This is a genomic window from Bacillus spongiae (genome assembly GCF_037120725.1).
In the GTDB taxonomy this organism is placed as follows: Bacteria; Bacillota; Bacilli; order Bacillales; family Bacillaceae_K; genus Bacillus_CI; species Bacillus_CI spongiae.
The window spans coordinates 47,026-70,788 of record NZ_JBBAXC010000004.1 but is presented as its reverse complement, the minus strand read 5'-3'; the positions used below and the strand labels follow the sequence as shown (position 1 = coordinate 70,788).

The following is a 23,763-nucleotide window of genomic DNA, read 5'->3' as shown; positions in this document are numbered from 1 at the left end:
TTTTATCTAAATTCAGTGTATAACGGATGGTGAACACAGGTTGAAACTTTCAAATGGAGTAACTGGTTTTTATAATTCAGAAGTCAATACCCTCCCACAAGTAGACGGGAAACAATTCAAGCAATTATGCTTCGATGTTATTTCTCGTAACAATGGAAAAGTAGTAGATTTTATTACGCCTCAATACCCAACAAATTTTTATTATGCTCACGTTGAGATTGAAGATAATCAGTTTTATATTCTACTTAATGAACATTTTCCTTATCTTGCATTCGCCTCAATAGTTGAATTTGGAAACATAAAATTTATCAACAAACCTGTTCTCTATGAGAAATTTTCATCTTTATATCGAGTGATAGGTACAGGTGAATTAAATGCTCCTTTAACTCAAGATCTTTTAAAGCAAACGGAATTAAATAGCGTTGAACTGGAACAAATTTCTTATTGGAGACCTGAAACGGTAGGGCAGATAATATTTAACTATTGGGATTGACTAATTAGAAACTCCGCAATATTGGAATTCTAATTATTCCATTTGAAATCAAGATAAAATTTAAAACAGATAAAATAAAAAAACGACATAGAAAGGGAAGCATTTTTTGTCCTTTCGTTTTTAACCATTTCTGTAATGCTTTTCTAATGACTAAATTTTTTGGATTAATTGGATAAAATTGTATTTTATAAATAATATGTTAATTTTCGTAGAGGAGGGTTTGCATGGTTGAGTTAGCTATTCTTTTTATTGTATTTTTTTCATCAATGATCATTGAAAAAACGCTAAAAAAAATATATAGCCAAAACGAACAAATAATAGAGTTGCTAAAGGAAATAAAGGATAAATAATCCTTTTTCAACCTAATACTTGATGGAAATAGGAGAGTGAAATATGAAGTTCTATGTAGCATCGAGCTTTCAGAATAAAGAGCAAGTTAGATATGTTTGTAAAAAATTAAAAGATAGAGGGTTTATCCATACATATGATTGGACGATAAATGAAAGAGTTTCAACATTAGAAGAATTAACATTCATCGGGGAGAAGGAGAAAAATGCTGTCATGGAAGCTGAAATTGTGATTGTATTGCTTCCAGCAGGAAAGGGTAGTCATATTGAATTTGGAATTGCACTTGGACAAGATAAGAAAATATATCTCTTTTCCCCAAACGATGAAGTAAACAATGTAGAAACTACAAGTACATTTTATCATTTACCCCAAGTTGAAAAATGTACTGGGACAATTGACGAGTTAATAGAGGTCGTATGTTCGAAGTCAAATTTAAGTGTAAACTAACATTATGGTAACCTGCAATATAACTAGTATAGGCTAAGGTAAACGCGAAAGACATGATAGGGGTAAGGATAGTCTGTTGTATCAAAAAGAGAGTGTAAACACTTATCTATAGTACGTTGGATGTTGCAAAAAGGAGAATTTTAGAAAGTAGGGAAGGAGGAAAACCGAAATGGTCAAATTAATCTATTTAATTGGTCTTCCTGGTAGCGGAAAGAGTACGTTCGTTGAAAAAATAGCCAAAAAAGAAAAGGCAGAAGTCGTCTCTTCAGATTCAGTAAGACAAGAAAAGTACTTTGATAGGACGAAGCAAAAGAATCCTGGATATATTTTTAGAATGGTATATACAAAAGTAGAGGAAATCTTATCTGAAGGTCGAAGTGCCATTATTGATGCTACCAATATAGAAAGAGAGAAGCGAGAAAAATTTATCAATAAGTTTGATGGAATAGAAAAAGAATGCTACTACTTGGATGTGCCTTACGAAAAAACAATTGAAAGAAATAATAATAGGAAAAGAACTGTCCCTGAAAGAATAATGAAAAGAATGAGATTAAAATTGGATTTCCCTTATATTAATGAGGGATGGGATAATATGCATTTTGTTCATGAATCTAGTGATTATGGGATTTCAAAAGAAGAATTTATTTCATTGATAAAAGAGGGTTCAACCTATGATAAACTTTTTAATCGATTGAAAAGCATTTCTATTTTTAATGATATCTATCGTTTTAATCAAGAAAATCCGTATCATTCGATGCCATTATGTGAACATACCTATAGTGTGCTTGAATATGTAAATGAAGAGTATGGAGAAGATGATAAATTAGCTCTTCAACTTGCAGCATTATTTCACGATATAGGAAAGCCATTTTGTAAGGTATATAAACAACATAAGGGTTATTATTCTTATTATGGGCACGAGAAAGTCTCAGCTCAAATAGCTTGTCATTTTCTGAATGAACTAGGGTTTGAAAAAGACTTTGTTTTGAAAACGATAGGGTTAATTGAGATGCATATGAAAATTGCCTATGGTGGCGAATCGGGTGCTAGCGAAATTTATCACCTTTTAGGTGATGAAAACTTATGGAAGTTGTATTTTTTTAACGAGGCAGATAGATATGCAAAGTGAGGTGTAGTAAAAATGAAGGTTAAGTATCCTAGAACGTTCCATTTACTATGGTCAGAGGGTGCAACAGATGATGATAAAGTCTTAAAAGATATGAGCTGCTTTACGGGTAAAGAAGTAGTTGTGACAGAAAAATTAGATGGAGAGAATACATCTATTTATTGTGACTGTACTCATGCAAGGTCCAAGGATAGCCAGGACCATCCGTCTAGGCATTGGGTTAAAATGCTGCAATCCACTATTGGATATCAGATACCTGAAAATTGGAGGGTATGCGGGGAGAACGTCTATGCGAAGCACTCTATTTATTATGAAAAATTAGAAAGCTATTTTTATATGTTTTCTATATGGAGTGAGGATAATGTATGTTTATCCTGGCCTGATACGGAGAAATGGGCAACAGAGTTGAACCTTAACATAGCCCCTGTTTTATATAAAGGTATTTATGATGAAAGATTGATTAAAAACTTATATAGCGGAAGTTCTTCTTTAGGCGGAGAGCAAGAGGGGTACGTAGTAAGGCTGGCTGACTCCTTTCCATATAGTGAGTTTAAAAATTCGGTTGCAAAATTTGTACGTGAAAATCATGTCAAAACAAGCGAACACTGGATGAAACAAGAATTAATTATAAATAAATTAAATGAAGAGGAATTAAAGAAAAAATGAAAATGCATAGAGGTAGGATTTAGTTAGTATAGGGGCGATAAATGAAATAAGAACCATCGTATACCGAGGCCTCAAACGTTCCACGTAGCATGACTTTCATTTAGACAAGCTGAGTTATTGTGGCCCTAATATCTCGCGGTAAAAAAATGTTACCAACTGAAAATTTGATAAATGAAGGTCAATAATACATATTGGAGAGACTCTTTATCATGAAATATTTTGATTACGATTTAATGACAAGTATGAATAATGGAAGTTTAAGTGAAGAAGAAATTGAAGCTGCAGAGCGACAGTGGAATAATAATAGTGCTATATACGCAAAAACATTTAGTAGCTTAATAGGTAGGTTACCACATGAGGTGTACACTCGGTTTAAAGGGTGGGGCTTTCATGATTATGAGTTAGAAAAATTGGCGATTCATCACACTAGTCTATTGGATACAACCATTGACTTTTTTCTTAAGAGTGATAGCGATCGTTGGAAACTTTCTTTTTTCAATATATCAACTTTCCATTTTAACCATTTAACTCAAGATACCTTTGCTCCTATTTTCAATCGAACGGTAGATAGTTGGTTAGCTGAAGAATTTATAGTAGTGGATGATCATACTTTGAGCTTTGAAGTGCTATTTTTATCTGGTGCAAACATTCAACTTACTTTAAAAAACAAGAATATGATGCTGGAAAAGTTATAAAGCTAGAATGTCCATTAGTATAATAAATAAACTCTGTTATGAACCTAGCAACTTAATTAACGATTACGCCTAAAGATGAAAGAAATCTATTAACGGAACAACCTTTTTCATAGTGAACCAATCGTGCTGAAAAGGGGTACATTTACTATATGGAGGATATGATGTGAAGGATTGTGTATTTTGTCATCCAAGTTTAATGTCCAATCAAAACGTTATTTTAAGCAATGAATATTGCATGTTCTTACAATTAGAACAATTTCAATTAAAAGGTGCTCAGCTTGAAGGGGCAGGTGTCATTGTACCGAAAGAACATAGGGAGACAGCCTTTGATTTATCAGCTGAAGAGTGGCATGCAACCTATACACTTCTCAAACAAGTAAAAAGTTTTCTAGATGAAAAATATCAACCAGAGGGATATAATCTTGGATGGAATTGTGGTGAAGTAGGGGGGCAGCATATTTTCCATTCTCATTTTCATGTGATTCCTAGATATAAAGATGAACCACTGGCTGGCAAGGGAATTCGACATATGTTCAAAAGTTCGGAGAATAAAAGGAAAGATAAGTAAGCAAAATAGCCACGTTTTCTCAAAGGGAGCTCTTCCATTAGTGCTTCCTTTAGCTTAATACCTTTTTCATTTCAATCTCATCTCTTAACGGAATACCATCATGACCGATTAAAGGTATTTCGGGTTTTATTCTTCTTGCATGCTGAACCGCATTTTTATGGATTTTTGATAATTCAAACCCTCTTTTTTGATAAAATTTTAAAGCTAACAAATTGTCGTTTGTCGTGATAAGTTTTATACGCTTACATTTGTTTTGATAAGCAACTCGCTCTACTTCTTGAACAAGAGAAGTGCCGATGCCTTTGTCTTCTTCAATGCTATCTAATGAAATAATTTCACATTCGTTATTTTTCATTATGTAGGTGATTAGTCCGATTATCTTCTCTTCCTCATCTATCATTGTAAAGCCATCTAAAGTAGAACAATCATAAATACCACTTGAAATAACCATCTTCGGACTTCCCCAATGCAAATGAAAGAAATCAATTATCTTTTGCTTAGGTAGTTCTTTTAATAATAGTAGTTTCATTTGAATCTCCTTTTCTAGTTGACCTTCCACCCATTTATTGTTGAAATGGCGAATTTGCTTCATTATCAATTATTTCAAATGTTTTCTTTTTCAGCAATAGTAATCTTCCATTACTCAAGCATCTTCTAATTGCTAGCTTTCACTCACATAGCCAAAGGGAGAAAACATTGCGGATTTAATTTAAAATCAAAGTGGACATGATTTTCGAATGCTTTAACCAGACAGGAGGTAAGGGAGGCGCGATAGGAAGCAGTGATGATGAGAGGGCCATGGTGGATGGAATGTATCCTACATTTCCACCATGTAAAGCCAGTTAGAGTTGATTAGAAGACATCTCCACATTAAAAGATCTCAGAGTTTTCACTCTGAGACCTTTTTGTTTCGTTTATGAATCGTTCATATGAGTTGAGGAGTTTTACATTGATGCTTGACGTTGCTCTTTTTGAGCGGACGTTGTATTCGTCATTTTATCAATGAGTAGATAGATCACACCAGCAATCATACAACCGACCCCAAGCATAGTAAACATAACGACTCCAAGTGAACGGTCAAGCAGATATCCTGATATAAGCGGACCGATCGCGCCACCTAAAATCCATTGCAATCCTGCTGCCCCCATATAAGTACCACGTAAATGTTCTGGGGCAATGTTTGCAATAAAGGTCATTTGAACAGGGCTCATGATCATTTCACCCAATGTGTATACGGCATAAACAAGGAGCAAGATAATTAAGATAATGGCAAAATCACTTTTTTGCGAATAAAAAAAGGTTGGAAACCATGCTATGCCAATTTGACCGAGTCCGAATAAAAAGGCACCTAATAACATGACAGAGCCTATTTTCTTCTTTCCTGCCCATGTAGATATAGGGAACTGAAACAATACGACTAATAGTCCGTTAAAGGCCATTAAATAAGGGAATGGATTTAATGTTTCCGGAATATGCTTTAGCTCATTGTCAAAATGCAATGGCAGCATTCCTTCTGTTTGTGAGAAGCTCATCGAAATAACGACACCTGTTAAGACGAATAGCAACAGTAGTCGATCTTGAAGCAAAACTTTAAATGGTGATGGGAGCTTTTCCTTTTCTTCCTCTTGTTTTGCAGAGTCGTTCTTTTCTTGCTTTGGCAACGTTTCATAGATAAAGAATGCAACAATCGCGGCATAGAAAAGTGTTGTACCAGCTGCGATGACAAAAACGATTGTTTTTGATACGAAAATGATGGAAGCACCTAATAGCGGGCCTGTTGCTGCCCCAATGTTATGTCCCATACGTAAGAGGCCAAATGCTTCTGTACGTTTTTCAGGAGCGGTTACGTCCGCGACCATAGCGCTTGCCGCGGGGTGGAAAAGCGAGTTAAAAAAACCTAATAATGCAGATAACACGACAAACATCCAAAATGTATCAAAAAACACAAATCCTAACATAACGATTCCGTTTCCAACCATGGAACCAACCATAATTGGCTTTCTTCCATAAAAATCGGCCATTTTCCCGCCAATCATCGTTCCAAAAACGGAAGCAATCGGTGCAATCGCCATCACAATTCCCACTAGAACTAACGAATCAACTTTATCCTTTAAATATAGTGCGAAAAACGGCATGAGCATCATAAATGCCACACCATTGATTCCTTCTCCGACAAAACGAATCCAAACGTTTCGATCCATTTCACGGAGTGATTTAATTGTATTCAATCTATTCACCTTCTGTCTGTACATTTAAGCTATACACATCATAATACAAATGAAGGTGTAAGAATAGCTTTTTTTATAGGGACTAGGGAGGATTCAGGTGGAGATAGAGGGAAGAGATTCTATTTCCCAATTTCTTCACGTTACCGAAAAATAGTAATTAAACTATTTTTCTAGTTAAAATTTGTAATAGATACAGTTGACAATAAATGGTGTTTTCAGCAGAGGTTTAGAGTGATAGTTAAGGAGATTATAGGAGTGAAAAGGACATGCCTTGTGTTAAACGAAAATGGAGCGCTTTTAGTAAATGGAGATTAAATAAGAAGATAGTAAGATATATTCCAAATGTTGAGATACCCGTTTAATCAAAAGTAATCTTGAATATGAGAACTCTGGAAGGATGGCAGAATTTAATAATATTAAGGTTAATTGATTACTAAGAGAGTTGGATAAAAGTAATTCTCAATAACATGATGAAAAGCAAGGAATTGAAAACAAACTTTTTAAAAGATGGGGACCATTCCATCTTCACGATTTAATTCTTATGGTAATATATAGAGATGGAATAAAAAAGTGGAAGTGGTTGTATTGATAAAACGTATTTTCTATATAACGGGCGGCCTATTTTTCCTTTACGGATTGCTATTATTGACGAAAAATAATTTTAATCTAGGCATACTATTGTTTATTGTAGGTGGCTTAGTATTGTTCAGCCTTGCTATGACGTTTCCTTTTTGGAAGCATATGTGGTTACAAAAAAGATGGTTTCGTCATGGAACAAAGCTGCTTATTATCTTGTCCGTTACGATGTTATTCATCATGGAGTCATTAATTTTGTATCATACAAACGATCAGAGTAATCAAAAAGTAGACTATGTGCTGGTTTTAGGGGCAGGTATAAAAAATGGACAACCTTCACTGCTATTAGAAAATCGGTTAAATACGGCCGTAGAGTATCTCCAGAACAACATAAGTACGGACGTGATTGTTACTGGGGGGATCGGTCAAGGTGAAACCACTTCAGAGGCTGCCGTAATGAAGGATTATTTACTAAAACAAGGAATAGATGAGGCACGAATTATTATAGAGGATCAAGCAACATCTACATATGAAAACATTGCCTACTCGATTCCTTTAATGGAAGAGAGTACAGACACTAAAGTACTAATCATCACAAGTGATTTCCATTTGTTTCGTGCGAAAATGATTGCCGATTCGCTTGATTTAACGCCATATGGAGTAGGAGCGTCTGTTCCATTTCCGATAATACCTGTTGTTCACACTAGAGAGATAGCGGCCATCGTGAAAACGTTGATATGGGACATTTAATACGGTTTGAGGAGTTTAAATGGATATGAAAATGGATGTACTTACGAATGATGATATTCGAGGAATTATCATGCTATCCGCCTCGGTTGGATGGGATTATGATGAGCATGAAGTAAGCACAGTTATGGCGTCAGGCAAGGTTATTGGTCACAGAAATGAACAAGGTCATCTTGTATCATGTGGGGCTGTAATCCCCTATGGTGATCGATTAGCCTCAATTGGGATGATTATTGTTCACCCTGCTTATCAAGGGAAAGGACTTGGGAGAGAAGTAACTGAAAGCTGTTTACAAAGTATTTCCACCTCTACGACCGTGATGCTAATTGCCACCGCTGAAGGCAAACCGATGTATGAAGGGATGGGCTTTCAAGTAGTGGAGTCTGTTCATAAGTATATTCGTAATAAGGATTCGAGTAGGCATTCGAATGAAAAGCTAGAAAAGAGAATAGTCCCAATGAAAGCAGAGGATATGGCTCAGGTGATAGAAATAGATAAAGGGGCTTTTGGGGAGAATCGAGCGACATTCTTAAAGAATCGAATCAAGCAAGCAAAGGAAGCGGTTGTTGTGAAAAGCGAAGATGGAAAAATAATCGGATACAGCCTATCAATTTTAGGGCCGGTTAATTTGATTATTGGACCCATTGTCGCACCGAGTAAAGAATGGGCAACAAGGCTTATTGATAGGCTAGCGTTAAATCATCATGGCAACGTAAGGATAGATGTACCAAAAGGTCATCCAGAACTAATGGTGTACTTAGAGCGGGTTGGTTTTGAGAAAGTGAGTGAACCGCCAGTTATGGTAAAAAACACAACGAAGTTGCCAAAGCGTAATCATACATTATTTGGAATAGCTGCCCAAGTTTTTGGGTAAAAGAGATGTTGCTGACTTAAGTGAAAGGGGGTTTTCAGTATGCTAATCAAGTGGATTAAATGTACTGTACTAGAGAAAAATAAAACGGCATTCGCGAAGGCTCAAGAAGGATGGGAGAATGTAAAATATGCGGAAGGTTTTTTAGGTCAATTCGGTGGTTGGGATAGAAAAAACCCTTTAGAAGCAGGGATTCTAGCCTTTTGGAGAGATAGTGCCTCCTACCAATATTTTATGGACCATTTGCATGATGAATTGTTTGCAGGGAGTAATCAGGAAGTAACGTATTCAACGATTTCTGTTTCGACATTCGAAAAGCTCTCTAATTTAACTTCAACGGACTTAACAAAATTGTTCCATACGGGAGAGGTAATTCGTGTGGCCGATTGTCTTGTTGAATCTGGCGAGCAAACGAATTTTGAAAAAGCACAACATGATGTATGGAATAAAGGCATGGAAGAAGCATCTGGAATGTTAGCGGGAGTCTTTTGCCATAGTTCATCGAATTCTGAAGCGTATTTGGTCGCTTCGATTTGGAAGGATCACCAGTCACATGATGATTATGTTGCAAAATCTCTGCCGTTGTTAAAAAAACAATCACATGTTAAGAGGACAACAAAGCAAGTAACAGGAAATATAATTGACATAAACCCGAGGTGGACAATTATTCCTGCAAATAGAGAAAAGCCTTTCTCTTCATAGGTAATAAACGGGTATCTTATTATTGAATCTATTATTATCAAAAAATTCAATCTATCAAACTTATTATTTGGAGGGTTCACAAATGGAATCACTAACGTATACAAAAGTATTAAATAAAACTTTAGCCATTTATGGTGAAGGTGGGAGCCTAGAAGCTTACCATTATATTTCAAAACATGCCGATCACGTAGAGGGGAATAAGGCACAGTTGTATAACTTTCAATACTCGCTAGCGGCTGCTTCAGGACTAGAAGATGAAGCGTTAGCCCTTTTTAAGGAAGCGACCATTGACCATCAATTTTGGTATAGCTATGAATATTTGATAGAAGATGAGGATTTAGACGTCCTTCGTAAATATGATGAGTTTCAAAAGCTCGTTCAACTATGTAAGGAAAGAGAAGAGGCAGCTAAAAAATCGGTCAAGCCCGACTTGAACTTGATAATGCCTCAAGATAAGGAAACCAATTCCTTATTTATTGCATTGCACGGTGATCAGGAAAATCGTGAAATGGCAGAAGGATATTGGAAGTCAATTGTGTCTAAACAGTATATGCTAGCATTACCCCAATCTTCGCAAATTGAATTTTCAGAAGCCTATAATTGGGAGGATGTTGAACAGGGGACAGGTGAGCTAAAGAACCATATTGACACCATTATGAAAACGAATCAAATGAATCAGGAAAACACACTTATTGGCGGTTTTTCAGCAGGGGCTAAAGTTGCTTTACATTCTTTAATGACGGAAGAAGTAAAAGCGAAAGGATTTATCTTTGTTGCACCGTGGCTACCAGATTTGGATGAATGGGAAGAGAACTTGCACATACTTAGTGAAAATGGCTTAAAAGGGTATGTCATTTGTGGCGATAAAGATGAAGATTGCTTAGAAAGTAGTGAAAAATTAGTCGCAATCTTAAAGAAACACAACATTCCCCATACATTTAAACTCGTTAAAAATTTGGATCACGACTATCCAGACGACTTTGATCAAATTTTACGTGAAGCTGTCGAATTTATAACGTCCCCACTTTAAACACTTACTAGTTTGATGGAAAGTTCCAAACAGGAACTTTCTTTTTATTATATCATTTTTCCAGTTTTCTTCCATAACAGAGCAGGATGTAATGGGTTTTGTATGTCTTATCTTTTTTGTAGCCCGTGAAGGGGAAGGAACGTGAAAAATATAGCTTAGTAGTAAAACAACTTTATTGCAAAGGAAGATTCATAGTAAGCGATAAATGATTGTTTATTGAATAAATGAGAAAGAAGTGTGCATGTATTAGCTTTTTCAAACAATTGGTGGTTAGGCTATAAGTGATATTGAAACAGTAAATAATGTAGTGTGAACATTAACGAATTTCATAAAATATGATATAATTCGACATATACAGTCCAGTTCATTTATCGATAAAATGAAGAGAAGCTGGAATGGGTAGTAACATTAAACATGAAGGAGGAAATGAAAATGAGACCCTCTTATAATCGATTATTTATTACTACTAATTTTGTTACGATAATATTTGCATTGAATAGTGTATTGTTTGCTTTATCTGATAATAGAGGAGCGACATTTTTAAATTTAGTAGGTGTAATGTTGTGTATTAGCCTAGCTGTCTTCCTTTATCGTAAAGTGTTGTGTGAAAACGAAAAGCTCACATAACGAAATTATCGTAAATAGTACTGAAGAGAAATGAGCTATTCAATAAGTGATACCTCATTATTTTAAATACGCCAGTTTATACACCACGATATTAATAGTGGTGTATTTTTTCTGTCTAGGAAATAGTTGACGTCATATGATTAATGAAGACTAACTACCGAAATTGAAGAGTTCACAAAAGAAAGGGATGAAAACTCTTGGTTGATTCCGAGTCAAAAAGGTGGTCACCCCTGTCACGTATTCAAGCTTAAGTGAATTTTTAAACAATGTCGTGAACTCATAGAAATGCAAACAATGAGAATAATATTTGCATACCACTACAAAAGAAAATATACATAGACTTAAATACTTATTGAACCATACCGTACAAAGCGTAACTATGTTTTACATTGGATTGACACAAGAGGAGATGGACGAGGACATTGGGACTTTTTTGGTTGTTAATATTCAAAACATACCAAAACCTTAGTATAATTGGAAAAACGACCGTATCAAGAAAAGGGTGAAATATTGGATAAATCGAAATGGATACTGTTAAATGACGTTAATGATGATGAGAAAATCTGGGCAGGAGCAAGAGTTAGGTTGTACAATGTTGGTATGAATCTAGTAGCCAAGGAAAATGATTACTACGAATACATTGTTTCGTATATTTACGATAACAATAAATATTTACAACTAACCAATTTAACAACAGGAAAAGGAGGTAATATTATTTGTGTCATTGAAAAAGAATTTCCGAATCATTATGCTTTGGGCAAAACACTAAAATATATGATGGGCTTAGAAAATACCTATTTTAAAACTGAGTTTGCTGAGTATGAATAATTTTAAAGGGAACACCTTTTTTAAGGTGCCTTCCTTTAATTAATCTACTTATGGGCATTAAGCATTAACAAGGCGAAAAGGGACTTCCCTCTAGTTGAGCCTACTCGCTACTTTAATTCTATTTCACTACCCAAAAGATTTTTCTTCTCCAATTATGTGTTTGACGAGTCATAGAAGTCGGCAAACATGGCTGCTCCCTTCTAATATCTTATTATTTCTTCTAGACACTTCCACATAGTTCGTAAGAGATTTAGCAACCGCTCTTGTTTACCTTCATGAATAGGTTCAGAACAAAAATAGATTCAATAATCATTTAAATTTCTATTAAAGGAGCAGAAAATAAGTGTTATTCATAAAAGCGTTTATTTTAGGATTCTCAGTAGGATTATTATGTATTCAAAGGAGTCTTTCTAGAGGAAGAGTAGAATTATTTCTAACAGAATTTGGAGCTGTTACAGCGAATTTAATTTATGCTAGTGATTATCAGTATTTACAACCTTTTTAGTAAAACAAGAATTCTACTTAGAAATATTTGGATCTATCTTTTTGTTCTATTTAGGGATAAAAACTTTTATAAAAAAACCTGCCGATAATGCTGCAAACTTACAAGGAGAAACCCTTTTTTCGATGTTCATCTCAACTTTTATTCTGATGATTACAAATCCAACAACTATATTAAATTTTGTGGCTATGTTTAGCGGACTTGGAATTAATTTAGAAGAAGGTTCATCAATATCGTAACTAGAATTAATAGGTGGAGTATTTATTGGTTCATCATTTTGGTGGATGTATTAAGTGTTGGGGTAGGTTTTTTTAGGAAAAAAATAACTCGACATCTTGTCTTAATTAATAGGATTGCAGGAGAACTTATCATTTTATTAGGAATTTTGGCATTAATAAAATGAATGAAACGTAATATAAGAGAGTTCTATTTCGGATTAAGGGGATTTCTAATGGGCATGAAAAAAAGGGAACTTTTTACGGAGGTTAAAAACCCCTATGACGTCTGTTAACAGTGCCGGAATGAAGGGGTGGAGAAACTCACTGCACCAAGACATGTAAACAGTAAACAATACTTCTTCCAACCGATTATTGCTTTATCCTCAAAAGGTGAGACAACTATGTGTCCCACTTATTTGGCTCTTTTTTATCCATTAAATGAACGATTTTAGCTGGAACGTTGGCACTATTGTTATTCATTATTTGTAATTAATGAGATTGCAGTTTTTTAATGGTTTAATCTATAAAGGCTCTTTTATAAAACAATGCCTTTAATTAATCTTCAGTATACTTAGTGAATTTTTCAAATTCCTTGCCTGAGACGAACCTGTGTGAATAAGTCACAACACTATAATTAGTGTAATTCTCCCCTGGTATACGAATAGTCATTCGAATTAGCTTATAAGGTGGGTTAAGTGGCCCTTCGAATCCTATGACTCTTATTGAAATGTCATATGAATCGTTTGAGGTATCTTTTGTGATTCTCTCTATCCTAGTAAATGTGAATAGCTGATCATCCCCGAAATCATTCATTATATTGAGAATAGTTTCACCAAGATATCGTAAAAAGGCCTTTTCCATTATACGAGGGGGTTGATTCTGAGGTATTATTTCAGTTTTAATTTTGGATTCTTCTGGAATATTTTCGAAAGAGCTTAGAATGAGAAACGATAGAATGGATATCGAAAGTACAGCTTTATTCATTAGTCTGTCACCTCTTTAATAGTATAGTTCCCATAATGAAAGGTTTTATCTCTAGACAAGATTTCGAAGAGCAGCACATAATGAAACGGACGGGAAAAAATGAATAATAATGGAGGTAAAATAATCTTTACTTGTTGGATTAATGGAGTCAAAGGCAAGAAAAGTTAACGAAGATTCATGTTCAAAAATAGTTTATTGGGTAAAGAAAACTCCTTTATAGTTTTGTACTATTCTCATATGGTGTAAATTAAAATTCAATCAGTTCTATATCAAAAGTCCATCTATGGTTAATTCAAACTATGAACATTTCGTAATTTAGTTTCCTGTATATTAGCTAATAAGAAAAACTAATTTAGCCACTATAATCTGAAATTCAATAACGAAAGGGAGTTTATTAGTTGAAGGTTTTATTGTCAATATTACTTATATATTTATTTTTTCATGCTGGAAAAAATTTTAGAAAACAGGTTAAAAATCTAGAGAATGAAGAAGAAATAAGACCTATTTTTGTTCGGTTCCTTCTGGTAATAATCCTACTTACTATAGCCACGATTGTATTCATTTTTTAGTAGTGATCCATAATCCTTGCCTCTCAATGGTTTCAAGACATAGAAATAGGAAAGCCGCCCGAAAAGTTGATTGACGAAATTAATTCAGTTAAAAACAAATAAAAAAGCTGAGACAACAATGTGCCCCACCCATTTGCCTCTTTGATTTAACGTTGATGCTTTTCATAGAAAATGCGCCCCTTTAAGAGCGCATTTTGGCAAACATATTTCATTGAAAAACTCCAACTTATGTGGTACAAATCATAACTCGTTCCAGAACCAAAAAAGAAAGACTTTCTTTCTATCCTTTTATAAGGCGTGAGTATTAATGGTTTTTTCCATAGGAAAATCGCGAAACGATTAAACCGATTGTGCCAAGGACGATAAATAAAATGGCCCGTATAGCTAGAGAGGAAATAGGTAAGTCAATAAATATTCCTTTAAGTAGAACGACAAAGATCATGATTAAACCAAAGCTTTCGAGTTGATGGATGTTTTTCCATTTTCCAAAAAGGATATAACCTACGGCGTAACAAAGCCACAATAAAGATATAACCATTTGTTGAACCATGGAAGAGTAATCTACTGTAAGTAATGGGCCTAATAACCAGAGAAAGACCAATAGCATGAAGGAAAACAGAACAACCCCACATTTATAAATTATTTGAAAAGACAATTCCTTAAGCTTATGTGTTAGGACAATCAGAGCGAAACAGAGAACAAAAAATGCGAGCCATGCAAGTAGTTCGAAACTCCAAAGTGTCCAAAGCCTCATGTCATACACTCTAATAGCGCCAATTAAAAACGTGACCCCTGAAGTAAATAGTATAAGCCGGCTTTTTAAAATGGTGGAGTAATAAATCCCTAATCCCGCTTGGAACATGATTAATATTGTCAGAAGTTCATTGTCAAAAAGGTGATTTGTATAGACGGCTATTAAATATAGTGCTGGAAAAGCGGCTAAAGCTATTCGCTCAGATGCAGACTTCATGTAAAAGAGGGAGAGCGAAAGCGTTGTATAAGCAATAATAGCTATAAGGAGTATTGCATCTAGTTTCCAATCTTTAAATGTTCCTAGAACAAATAAGGAGGTCAAGATGGTACTCGGTATTAATGTTGCGATATGATGACGATAGTGTAAAGGAAGTTTATAAAATAAGATGAAACCGATACAGACATGTTGAATGATCATCATATACGCAGGAGCTTCTCCACCTGTCCCACTTAACAAAAGGTACGTGATTATTGTGAGAGGAAGGAAGAAAAAAGAAACATAATGAAGCCATTGATAGTGATAGCGGAATGAGTAGAGTAAAAAGACGATATACAATAACGTCTCGTAAGTATAAAATAACCACTCCCCACCTTCTTGTCCATTTAGTAAAAATGGTACTAAAAATCCACCAACTGAAACAATAACTGCAATCACTTCAGAATGAAATTTATAGGCAGTATACAATCCAAATAGTAACCAACTTAGATTTAATATGAACGCTGGCCAAAACGGAATGAATTCATATAGCATATGGGCAGAAAAGGTCGTTAAAAATAAAATAACGATCGTTCCTCCGAGAAGGCTATATGCTAAGTTAAGACGATGTTTTTTGAATTGAGAGGTTCCGACGAAATAAAAAAGGACGGCTGTTCCAAAGCCAATGGCGATTCGAACTTGTTCTGTAATATAATTCCCTTCAACAGCGGCAGCGAATCCCCACACAATTCCTAACAAGAGAACGAAAATGAAAATGCGTGGAAGCCATTTTTGACCAATATTTTCTCCCCATGTTTTCACATTTTCCTCGTTTTGGTTAGAAGGTGAGGAGTCAATAAGTGAAACAGCTTTAGGGTGGGAAGGGTTGACTGATGTGTTCATTTTTTGTTCAAGATCGTTTACTTGCTTTTCCAACTGCTCAACTCGGTTTTGAAGTTCTTGAATTTTATCATTCATTATTAATCTCCCATTATATGAAATTTATTCCTTTTAAATCGTAAGTGAATCCGCTAATCTGGTCAATCATTATTTGACTATTTTAATAATATAAATGAATGGAAAAGGGAGCCCATGTTTATAGTTATTCGTACTGCTTTATAAAAAGACGTAGAAAAGATACATATGACTACAGCATAGGAAAAGAAAAGGCCAACGATTTTTACTAAAACCGAGTAGCTGATGACAACATGGTGTGAATCATAAATGATACATTTCAAGTAAATGGAATGGCCGTTCCTGAAAAAGCGTACTGGTTGACCTGATCTCGGTTAAAACGTGTGGTTTACTTTCATCTACATCTCTAGAAGTAGTTAGAATTAACGCTAAAGCCGGTTTTTCCATGCCAATAATTACCTTATTATTGTAGTATCGACACATATAAGGGGTGATTAAATTGAAAAAGGGGATTCTGTTTGTCTTTGTGTCATGTTTAAGCATTTTACTTGTTGGGTGCATAAATATTACAGTTTCAAGCGATGGTGAGAAGAAAGATAAACAAATAATGATTAAAAAAGATGATGCAGAAGCATTGGAAGTTGAGATAGATATTAAAGTTGGAGAATTGACACTAAATCAAGGAACCGATCATTGGTTAGAAGGAAATGTATCATATAATGTTGAACGACCTGTTCCTGAAAGTAATTATAAAAAACAAGGGGAAATAGGGGTCATTGAACTGTCTGAGCCTGCAGGGGATAAGGGGATTAATTTAGGCAATAATATAGAAAATAACTGGGATTTAAGGCTAACAAATGATGTGCCAATAGATTTGAAAGTGGATACTGGCGCATCTGAAAGTACCCTAAATTTACAAGATATTGAACTCTCATCATTGGATATTCATTCAGGTGTTGGAGAATTGACCGTTGATTTGACTGGAAACAGGTCCAACAGTTTTACAGGAAAAATCGATACAGGAATAGGCGAAACAACTGTACTATTACCAAAAGATATAGGAGTTCGACTAAAAGTAGATAATGGTATCGGATCAATTTCTACTAATGGTCTTATTCGGGAGTCTTCAGGAGTGTATGTAAATGAAGCGTTCGAGAAAAGTGATATAATCATTGACTTAGATGTTGACATGGGAATTGGCGAAGTAAATTTGAAAATGCAATAATCGGTTATCATTTAGTATTAAGGAAACTAAGCTACATGATTTCAATTTAGAATGATCCATCTTCGCAAATTATTATTTGGATATGGCTAATGGGTAAGTATGTAAGGAAGCTGTTAATAATGCTCATCGTGCACGAGATAGAACCATTGTGACCATCACATTGGTTCTTTTTAATTCTCTTTTGTAATAGGTTAGCATGATTCGAGAAAGAAAAGAGGAACTTGAGTGCGATATGGTGTGGCTGTAGACCGAAATAATTAGAAAGAGTTATTAAACTATATAACTCTATTGGAGTTTCATTAAGGGCGATCAAAAGTTATATAAAGCTGATTAGTCAAAGCTTTTTAAGCTCTTCCTTCAGTTGGCTGAACTCATTATTTGGCTTGGTTTCGTTTCATTGAAATAAAGGGTTTTACCAATATAATAAAGAATATAAATTAAATGATGGGTTACATCCTGTTTGTTTCCAATTAAGGAGATTGACAGGTCATCGAGGACCTTAAAATTTTATATCATAGTATTCAAGGATGTGTGTGTTTATGGAAGAAGTACAAGTAATTATTGGAGTTCCTGGAAAGTGGAAAAATAGAACAGAGTTAATACAGGCTGTTGCATCTAACGGAGATGGGTATTTAATGGCTGGTTACATAATTCATCATGCAAAAAAAGACGTAGGTTTTGAAGTCGAAGTGTATGAACACGACAGCCACTTAAAGGAAGCTTTCTCCTATGCAGGTACCTTTGAAGATAACCTTTTAGATGAGATTGGACATCATACCCATACAGTATATGTAATAGCAAATGTAAATGGGTTTGAAGGGCTCAAGCAAGTAGTAGATGTCGGAGCAACTTTATTAAAATCTGGCGGTTTAGCAGTAAAAGTCGAAACATCGGGAATTGCACATACCAAAGACGAATGGTATCAGCTTTTAGAAAACCAAGAATATTTCCCTATATATTCTCACTTTGTGACTCTTGTTGGCGATAAGGAAAGTTATTATTCGTGTGGAATGAAAGCTTTTGGATTACCTGATGTCATTGCTTCTTCTTCAATATCACCAGAAGAAGCCGCAGACCTCTTTAATAATTTCAACCTTTATAACATTGTTGAGCATCCATCTTTTAATAATGGTGATACATTTAGTTTAGAACCAAATTCACCTTTATACAAAATCCATTTCATCCCTGAATTTAGATATGAGGAAGATGATGCCTTCTTTAATCCATTTGGGTTAGTTAAGTTAATTCCAGCATAAAAAATGGAGGTACGATAAGTACCTCTATTTTTTTGTTTTAGGCTCATTTCTCAAAGATTGTTAGTAAAGGATGGTATATAGTATGGTAGAATATTAAAAAAGGGGAGTGTGGTAAATAATGGATAGAACAAAGATTCAACCATTGATATTATTAAGTCTTTTTATCAATGCTATTGTAATGGGCATGTTTGCTTATGAAAATTACAATGAAAATAATATAGGTTATACTGTAACATTTATAGTTCTATGTCTATCTTTGCTTGTTCTAGCAGTTTACGGATTAATGAGAAACAGTAAAGTAAACCGAACCAGCAAATAAGAGAAACTATGCTTCTCTTATTTGCTGAACAGTAATGAAATGTACCTTTCTACACGAAGAGAGAAGCATTTCTTTAACCATTTCATTTGATGTCATTTTCTAATGTAATTCAAGAAAACTATGTCAAAATAAGTAGTTATCAAAGTAGTTAGTTGACACTCCTTCAAATCTATCCATCCACTTTTTCAATCGCTTATGATACCCGTTGACGTGTTAAATGAGGTAGATATCCTTCTTTTTATACTCCTTTTTGCATATATTGATGGCTTCGTGTTGCAACCCCTTCATTACTGCAAAAATATTGTAGTTTGTTGCTGTATCTGTACATAACAAAGCAGAAGTCCTAAAACTACATCTAATTCATCAACCTAAATATGCCCTTTCCCTGCCTTTTGAAAGAGAATTTGACCATTTCTATCGTGTGCAACTACAAAACATCTATGTTCTTTCGAGATGCCTCGCTTTATTGCAACGCCACCACGGTTGAATTCGTAATCTCTTTTTTGCTAGTATCATTACTTGAAGCTCCAAAGCACTTCCAATTCCATACCGAAGCCAATGTGTCCTTTCCTTCTTGATGTTATCATGATTCGGAACATGAAAATTATCTTTTTAATTTAATAATTTAATGTTTTACTTTAAATATTAAATGTTTTACAATATTTACAAGAACGATTAAAGTAATTATAAGGAGGAAGACAAAATCGATACTCAACGATTAATTTCTATCATGAAAACATCGAAAATACTGTTAGTTATTATTGGATTGTGGGTTTATATTGATAATTTACTACTTACTAATGAAGCTTACACATTAAGTAAGTATAAGCTTTTTAATCACACGGAAGTCTTAGTTCCTTCCTTTTCTACCTATCAATTCACGGTTATTCTGACGATTCCGCTATTTATCGTTGTCTTAATTGGAATGGACCGGTTTATTGTTGTTCTAGAGACTATGAAGAAGAAAAAGACCCCATTCGACCTTGAAATTTCGAGCATTTTTAATCGTTACGGGATGACGATATTATATTTCGGGCTTTTGAAACTTGTCATAAGCATTGGAGGCGGATTATTAGACTTATATCCGAAGAATGTATTTACTCAGGAGATTGTTATTTTAGTCTTTCCTGTTGAGTATCTACTTGGTTTCCTGATTATGACTGGAATTGCCTATATCTTAAAGGCTGGAATAAAGATAAAAACAGAAAACGATATGTTTATTTAAGGAAGATACCTATGAAAATAATTGTTCGACTTGACCGAGTGATGGCCGATAGAAAAATGTCACTAAATGAATTATCTGAAAAGGTTGGTGTAACGAATGTCAACCTTTCCATGTTAAAAACCGGAAAAGCAAAGGGAGTTAGATTCAACACACTTGCAGCCATATGTAAAGCACTGGACTGCCAGCCTGGAGACATTATGGAATATATTGATGAATAAGAGGCCCTTTGCATTTGCTAATCATCAACAGTAAGTGCACGGGACCTCTTTTGTATTTATGCTGTTCTGACGAATGGGATATCTGATCTTGGATTCCGTGCTTCCTCACAGACTAGGGATTCTCGCAGGAGGGTCAATATCATCGTAAACGCTTCAATTGTTTTAAATTTAATATGAAATAAAATAGGTTAGTAAGCGATTTATAAATGACGTAAATAAAATAAGAAAGGTAGATAAGTCTTTTGGGTCAGAACGATAATTTAATCACTATGACCATGAAATTTACTTTACAACTGTAGTTCAGTTTCTACAAACAACTAGCGAAAACGGCCTTGTATAAATGGGTAAAAGAGTAAGAGTATAGGCAAATGATGCCTCCAATGGTAAACTAAATAAAAAAGCAGAGGAGAATTATGAATACGCTATTTCCGACTTTCATTCTTACTTTAAGAGTAAGCACTAGGACCTACTCTTTTTTGTGAGTATACTACTAGAATGAAAACAGAGCTTAAGGTTGTATCATTATTTTTTTGGCTTGACGAAAGGCTCTATCGTCTTTGTCACAACTTCTCTGGAGTAAGGCAAGCGATTCTTTTTTTCCAAGAGGGGAGATTACATAGTTGGAGATAATCATCATTAGACACGGTGAGTCAGAAGCAGATATATTTAATGTACATGAGGGGAGAGCAGATTTTTCATTAACAGAAAAGGGACGACAGCAAGTACATGTAATGGGGGAAAGAGTGAAGAATGAGTTTCCACCTGATATGATTTGGGCAAGTCCTTTAAAAAGAGCAAGTGAAACAGCCAAGTTACTTTCAGAGAAAGTTGGGTGCTCGGTTCAGCTTGAAGATGATTTAATGGAATTTAATAATGGGATTCAAGCAGGGTTAACATTTGAGGAAGCGAAAAAATATCCGGAGCCAACATATCTTCATGATAGTTATGAGGATGGCGAATCACATATCGAGTTTCGAATGAGAGTAGAATCTGCTTTTTCAAGGATTCTTTCTTCATCGCAACATCGCAGAATTGCCATCGTTGCCCATGGCGGTGTCATTAATTGTCTGCTTCAATCATTTTATCAAATGCCTGTAACGAAGGACTATTATTTTAAAAATGGTGATACGGGTATTAGTTTTATCGAAATTCGTGACGAAGAAAGAGTAACCCACTTTTTAAATGACCTCTCTCATTTAGCATAAACCGATATAAATCGCTCACTATTTGGATTAGCGGCAGAGTTTTGATGAATTCCTCATAAGCTAATTTGAACTAGGTTTCTCTAAAATTTCAAAAGATGTTGTTGTAGAAAGGGAAATATAGAAGACTGAGCCTACAGGGGAAATGGGAGAGAAGGTTGGGTAGCAATGTATCGAACTCCTAAAACGTAAAACTTAATTAGCGTGTGTACCCATTTTTACTATACGAATAAATGGCTTTGTAAAAAATAATAAATCACCTTGTACATTTTGCATATCGAAGCTGGTAACACGATATAATAGAGAAGCATGGTTTAAAAGCAACTCTTTACCTCTGTCGATGGTTTTTGTATAATGAAGACAGTATAACATAATCTAAAAAAGAAGCCTTGGCGGGAACCAAGACTTCTGCATAACATACAATCTGGGCAGCCACAGTCTGGCTTAGTCTAAGAAAGAGTGAACCATCCTACAACGGGCCGCAAATCCAATGTACAGGGTGGTTTACTTTTTTGTTATTAAAACAATGATGGTAACGATTAATGTGATTAATGCAACTATGAAGGAAGAAAAGCCTATCATCACATTAAGCATTTCACTTACTGTTACCAACCCAACACCCCCTTTCAATAGGGGAATGCCAGCTGTAAGCCACCCTGACCTGTATGTTATACTCCTTTATTGTATCATATACAATAGGGTAACATCATGTAGTCTTGAAGTCGTTTTGCTTCGCTTAAAGTGTAAAAAATGAAGGTTCTCTCTTCTCCTTCTGTGAAAGAGTGATCGTCCACATTCAATATTTAATCATATACTCTCCTATAAAGCAGTTAAAGCCGTTTTAAGCCACTTACCATTCATTGTTAGCGATTTCTCTCACTATCTCGCACAGATACTTACGACTTTCCGCATAACTCTTGAAAGAAAATAGGAAGATGGTACGATTGGTAAGGGAAAAACAGAAACTAACAGGAGAGATAGAATGTTAAATAAGACAACCGTACTATTTTTAGGAGCAGGATCGATGGCAGAAGCCATGATCTCAGGAATCATTCAAACTAATGAACTGCCTAAGCAAAATATAATGGTTTCAAATCGAAGTAACCAAGACCGGTTGAATGAATTGGAAATGAGATACGGAATTACAAGCTTGTCTAGTAAAGAAATAGATTATTCTAAGGTTGATGTCGTTGTTTTGGCAATGAAGCCAAAAGACATTGCCACAGTAGTCCAATCGATTAAAGATAAATTAGCATCACATACGTTGGTTTTGTCAGTGCTTGCTGGCGTAAAAACCTCATTTTTTGAGGAACATTTACAGAGTGGGCAGCCAGTTATTCGCGTCATGCCTAATACATCTAGTATGTTGCAAGAATCTGCAACGGCCATATCAGCAGGAGAAAATGCAACAGCTCAACATACATCCATTGCAAGAGCTTTATTAAGTGCCATTGGTGAAGTATATGAAATTCAAGAATCAAAAATGGACATTTTTACTGGTATTGCTGGCAGTGGACCTGCTTACTTTTACTATTTAATGGAGCATATTGAAAAGACAGGAAAAGAAGCAGGATTAGAAGCGGACCTTGCACGGGAAATTGGGGCACAGACGATTCTCGGTGCAGCGAAAATGATTCTTGAAAGAGAAGAAACACCGACTCAACTTCGAAAAAATGTCACATCTCCAAACGGTACTACTGCAGCAGGGTTAGATGCATTAAAGCAGCATGGTGGTGGAGAAGCAATTGCTCAAGCTGTAAAAGGTGCAACCGAACGTTCTAAGGAACTGAGCCAGGAATTAGAAGAAAAAGCGGTAGCGATTGCTCGATAGCAGACCTTCATATAAAAAGCTAAAAATATTTGTCATAAGTATCATTCAAAATAAACAAGCAGTGGATTTCTCTTTGTAGAAGCCACTGCTTATTTTGGTTGTACAAAAAAATAGGTCGAAAAAGTCTTTTGTCAGTAGCTACAGTTACGATTTCCTATTTGACGGAATGAAGAGAGACCACTCTGCATTATAGATGAGCTTTATAGTTTGCGAAGTAGCTATTTTAAAATAGAAACAATCAAACGGATTGTAGATTCTCAGTTCAGAACGACTTGCTCATACTTCATGCAAAACAGGCATACATACAACCAAACTCGTTTTTCAAACACAGAACCGATTAAATGACGCTGGCAATAAAAAGCGTTGGAAAATTTTTAAAAAATAATGATTGCATTGAA

26 protein-coding genes and 1 pseudogene are annotated in these 23,763 nt (G+C 35.0%); 21 read left to right on the top strand and 6 right to left on the bottom strand.

The genetic code is table 11. The features are described 5' to 3' along the window. Positions 1–40 precede the first annotated feature (40 nt). From WAK64_RS06195 to WAK64_RS06165, 7 genes are all read left to right on the top strand, one after another. Positions 41–493 carry a hypothetical protein gene (locus WAK64_RS06195; RefSeq protein ID WP_336586082.1) on the top strand — a complete coding sequence of 151 codons (453 nt, stop codon included), beginning with the start codon at positions 41–43 and terminating at the stop codon, positions 491–493. A 224-nt stretch (positions 494–717) separates the two neighbouring features. Continuing rightward, a complete protein-coding gene (locus WAK64_RS06190; RefSeq protein WP_336586081.1) occupies positions 718–843 on the top strand; it encodes a hypothetical protein in 126 nt (41 codons plus the stop codon). A 43-nt stretch (positions 844–886) separates the two neighbouring features. Continuing rightward, a complete protein-coding gene (locus tag WAK64_RS06185; protein ID WP_336586080.1) occupies positions 887–1,288 on the top strand; it encodes a group-specific protein in 402 nt (133 codons plus the stop codon). A gap of 169 nt (positions 1,289–1,457) precedes the next feature. Further along, positions 1,458–2,417 carry an AAA family ATPase gene (locus tag WAK64_RS06180; protein ID WP_336586079.1) on the top strand — a complete coding sequence of 320 codons (960 nt, stop codon included), beginning with the start codon at positions 1,458–1,460 and terminating at the stop codon, positions 2,415–2,417. A 12-nt stretch (positions 2,418–2,429) separates the two neighbouring features. After that, positions 2,430–3,080 (top strand): RNA ligase family protein, encoded by a 651-nt coding sequence (locus tag WAK64_RS06175; RefSeq protein WP_336586078.1) that lies wholly within the window; start codon positions 2,430–2,432, stop codon positions 3,078–3,080. 209 nt (positions 3,081–3,289) lie between these two features. After that, entirely contained in the window at positions 3,290–3,775 is a 486-nt protein-coding gene (locus WAK64_RS06170) for a hypothetical protein (RefSeq protein WP_336586077.1), read from the top strand. Between the two features lie 163 nt (positions 3,776–3,938). Continuing rightward, entirely contained in the window at positions 3,939–4,343 is a 405-nt protein-coding gene (locus WAK64_RS06165) for an HIT family protein (RefSeq protein WP_336586076.1), read from the top strand. 49 nt (positions 4,344–4,392) lie between these two features. Here the strand turns inward: WAK64_RS06165 and WAK64_RS06160 are convergent, their stop codons facing one another. Then, positions 4,393–4,872 (bottom strand): GNAT family N-acetyltransferase, encoded by a 480-nt coding sequence (locus WAK64_RS06160; RefSeq protein ID WP_336586075.1) that lies wholly within the window; start codon positions 4,870–4,872, stop codon positions 4,393–4,395. 415 nt (positions 4,873–5,287) lie between these two features. Then, complete coding sequence (locus tag WAK64_RS06155) at positions 5,288–6,544, bottom strand: MDR family MFS transporter (RefSeq protein WP_336586274.1); 1,257 nt, start codon at positions 6,542–6,544, stop codon at positions 5,288–5,290. Between the two features lie 612 nt (positions 6,545–7,156). On the opposite strand from WAK64_RS06155, the gene WAK64_RS06150 reads away from it, so the two are divergent. The 8 genes from WAK64_RS06150 (at position 7,157) to WAK64_RS22365 (ending at position 12,693) form a co-directional block, all read left to right on the top strand. Beyond that, positions 7,157–7,897: a YdcF family protein gene (locus tag WAK64_RS06150; protein WP_336586074.1), complete on the top strand. Its 741-nt coding sequence runs from the start codon at positions 7,157–7,159 to the stop codon at positions 7,895–7,897. 19 nt (positions 7,898–7,916) lie between these two features. Next, entirely contained in the window at positions 7,917–8,768 is an 852-nt protein-coding gene (locus WAK64_RS06145) for a GNAT family N-acetyltransferase (RefSeq protein WP_336586073.1), read from the top strand. Between the two features lie 39 nt (positions 8,769–8,807). Then, positions 8,808–9,467, top strand: a complete 660-nt coding sequence (locus tag WAK64_RS06140) for a YdbC family protein (protein ID WP_336586072.1) — start codon at positions 8,808–8,810, stop codon at positions 9,465–9,467. Positions 9,468–9,549: 82 nt separating this feature from the next. Beyond that, on the top strand, positions 9,550–10,497 hold the full coding sequence (locus tag WAK64_RS06135; protein WP_336586071.1) for an alpha/beta hydrolase: 948 nt from the start codon (positions 9,550–9,552) through the stop codon (positions 10,495–10,497). A gap of 432 nt (positions 10,498–10,929) precedes the next feature. Next, positions 10,930–11,124, top strand: a complete 195-nt coding sequence (locus WAK64_RS06130; protein ID WP_336586070.1) for a hypothetical protein — start codon at positions 10,930–10,932, stop codon at positions 11,122–11,124. A gap of 510 nt (positions 11,125–11,634) precedes the next feature. Continuing rightward, on the top strand, positions 11,635–11,952 hold the full coding sequence (locus tag WAK64_RS06125; protein ID WP_419465899.1) for a hypothetical protein: 318 nt from the start codon (positions 11,635–11,637) through the stop codon (positions 11,950–11,952). 343 nt (positions 11,953–12,295) lie between these two features. Next, positions 12,296–12,457 carry a hypothetical protein gene (locus tag WAK64_RS06120; protein ID WP_336586069.1) on the top strand — a complete coding sequence of 54 codons (162 nt, stop codon included), beginning with the start codon at positions 12,296–12,298 and terminating at the stop codon, positions 12,455–12,457. Positions 12,458–12,498: 41 nt separating this feature from the next. Beyond that, positions 12,499–12,693 (top strand): hypothetical protein, encoded by a 195-nt coding sequence (locus WAK64_RS22365; RefSeq protein ID WP_419465898.1) that lies wholly within the window; start codon positions 12,499–12,501, stop codon positions 12,691–12,693. A 534-nt stretch (positions 12,694–13,227) separates the two neighbouring features. On the opposite strand, the gene WAK64_RS06115 is transcribed toward WAK64_RS22365, so the two are convergent. Together WAK64_RS06115 and WAK64_RS06110 are read right to left on the bottom strand one after the other, a co-directional pair. Next, entirely contained in the window at positions 13,228–13,656 is a 429-nt protein-coding gene (locus WAK64_RS06115) for a hypothetical protein (RefSeq protein ID WP_336586068.1), read from the bottom strand. An 873-nt stretch (positions 13,657–14,529) separates the two neighbouring features. Continuing rightward, on the bottom strand, positions 14,530–16,152 hold the full coding sequence (locus WAK64_RS06110) for a DUF2339 domain-containing protein (protein WP_336586067.1): 1,623 nt from the start codon (positions 16,150–16,152) through the stop codon (positions 14,530–14,532). 436 nt (positions 16,153–16,588) lie between these two features. Between WAK64_RS06110 and WAK64_RS06105 the strand changes: the two genes are divergently transcribed. Beyond that, positions 16,589–17,314: a toast rack family protein gene (locus tag WAK64_RS06105; protein ID WP_336586066.1), complete on the top strand. Its 726-nt coding sequence runs from the start codon at positions 16,589–16,591 to the stop codon at positions 17,312–17,314. 539 nt (positions 17,315–17,853) lie between these two features. Next, positions 17,854–18,570 carry a DUF4261 domain-containing protein gene (locus WAK64_RS06100; RefSeq protein WP_336586065.1) on the top strand — a complete coding sequence of 239 codons (717 nt, stop codon included), beginning with the start codon at positions 17,854–17,856 and terminating at the stop codon, positions 18,568–18,570. Between the two features lie 325 nt (positions 18,571–18,895). Here the strand turns inward: WAK64_RS06100 and WAK64_RS22360 are convergent. Beyond that, positions 18,896–19,114: pseudogene (locus tag WAK64_RS22360) on the bottom strand (IS1595 family transposase); the annotation flags it as partial. 505 nt (positions 19,115–19,619) lie between these two features. Between WAK64_RS22360 and WAK64_RS06090 the strand changes: the two are divergent. The 3 genes from WAK64_RS06090 to WAK64_RS06080 all read left to right on the top strand — a co-directional run bounded on the left by WAK64_RS06090 (position 19,620) and on the right by WAK64_RS06080 (position 21,537). Then, positions 19,620–20,114: a hypothetical protein gene (locus tag WAK64_RS06090; RefSeq protein WP_336586064.1), complete on the top strand. Its 495-nt coding sequence runs from the start codon at positions 19,620–19,622 to the stop codon at positions 20,112–20,114. A gap of 11 nt (positions 20,115–20,125) precedes the next feature. Then, positions 20,126–20,332, top strand: coding sequence for a helix-turn-helix domain-containing protein (locus WAK64_RS06085; protein ID WP_336586063.1), 207 nt, complete (start codon positions 20,126–20,128; stop codon positions 20,330–20,332). 620 nt (positions 20,333–20,952) lie between these two features. Next, the gene (locus tag WAK64_RS06080) at positions 20,953–21,537 is read left to right on the top strand and encodes a histidine phosphatase family protein (protein WP_336586062.1); all 585 of its coding nucleotides are present in this window, start codon (positions 20,953–20,955) and stop codon (positions 21,535–21,537) included. 501 nt (positions 21,538–22,038) lie between these two features. On the opposite strand, the gene WAK64_RS06075 is transcribed toward WAK64_RS06080, so the two are convergent. Beyond that, positions 22,039–22,146 carry a putative holin-like toxin gene (locus WAK64_RS06075; RefSeq protein ID WP_336586061.1) on the bottom strand — a complete coding sequence of 36 codons (108 nt, stop codon included), beginning with the start codon at positions 22,144–22,146 and terminating at the stop codon, positions 22,039–22,041. Positions 22,147–22,516: 370 nt separating this feature from the next. Here WAK64_RS06075 and proC point away from each other — a divergent pair, with 370 nt between their 5' ends. Then, positions 22,517–23,365, top strand: a complete 849-nt coding sequence (gene proC / locus WAK64_RS06070) for a pyrroline-5-carboxylate reductase (RefSeq protein ID WP_336586060.1) — start codon at positions 22,517–22,519, stop codon at positions 23,363–23,365. Positions 23,366–23,763: the final 398 nt, after the last annotated feature.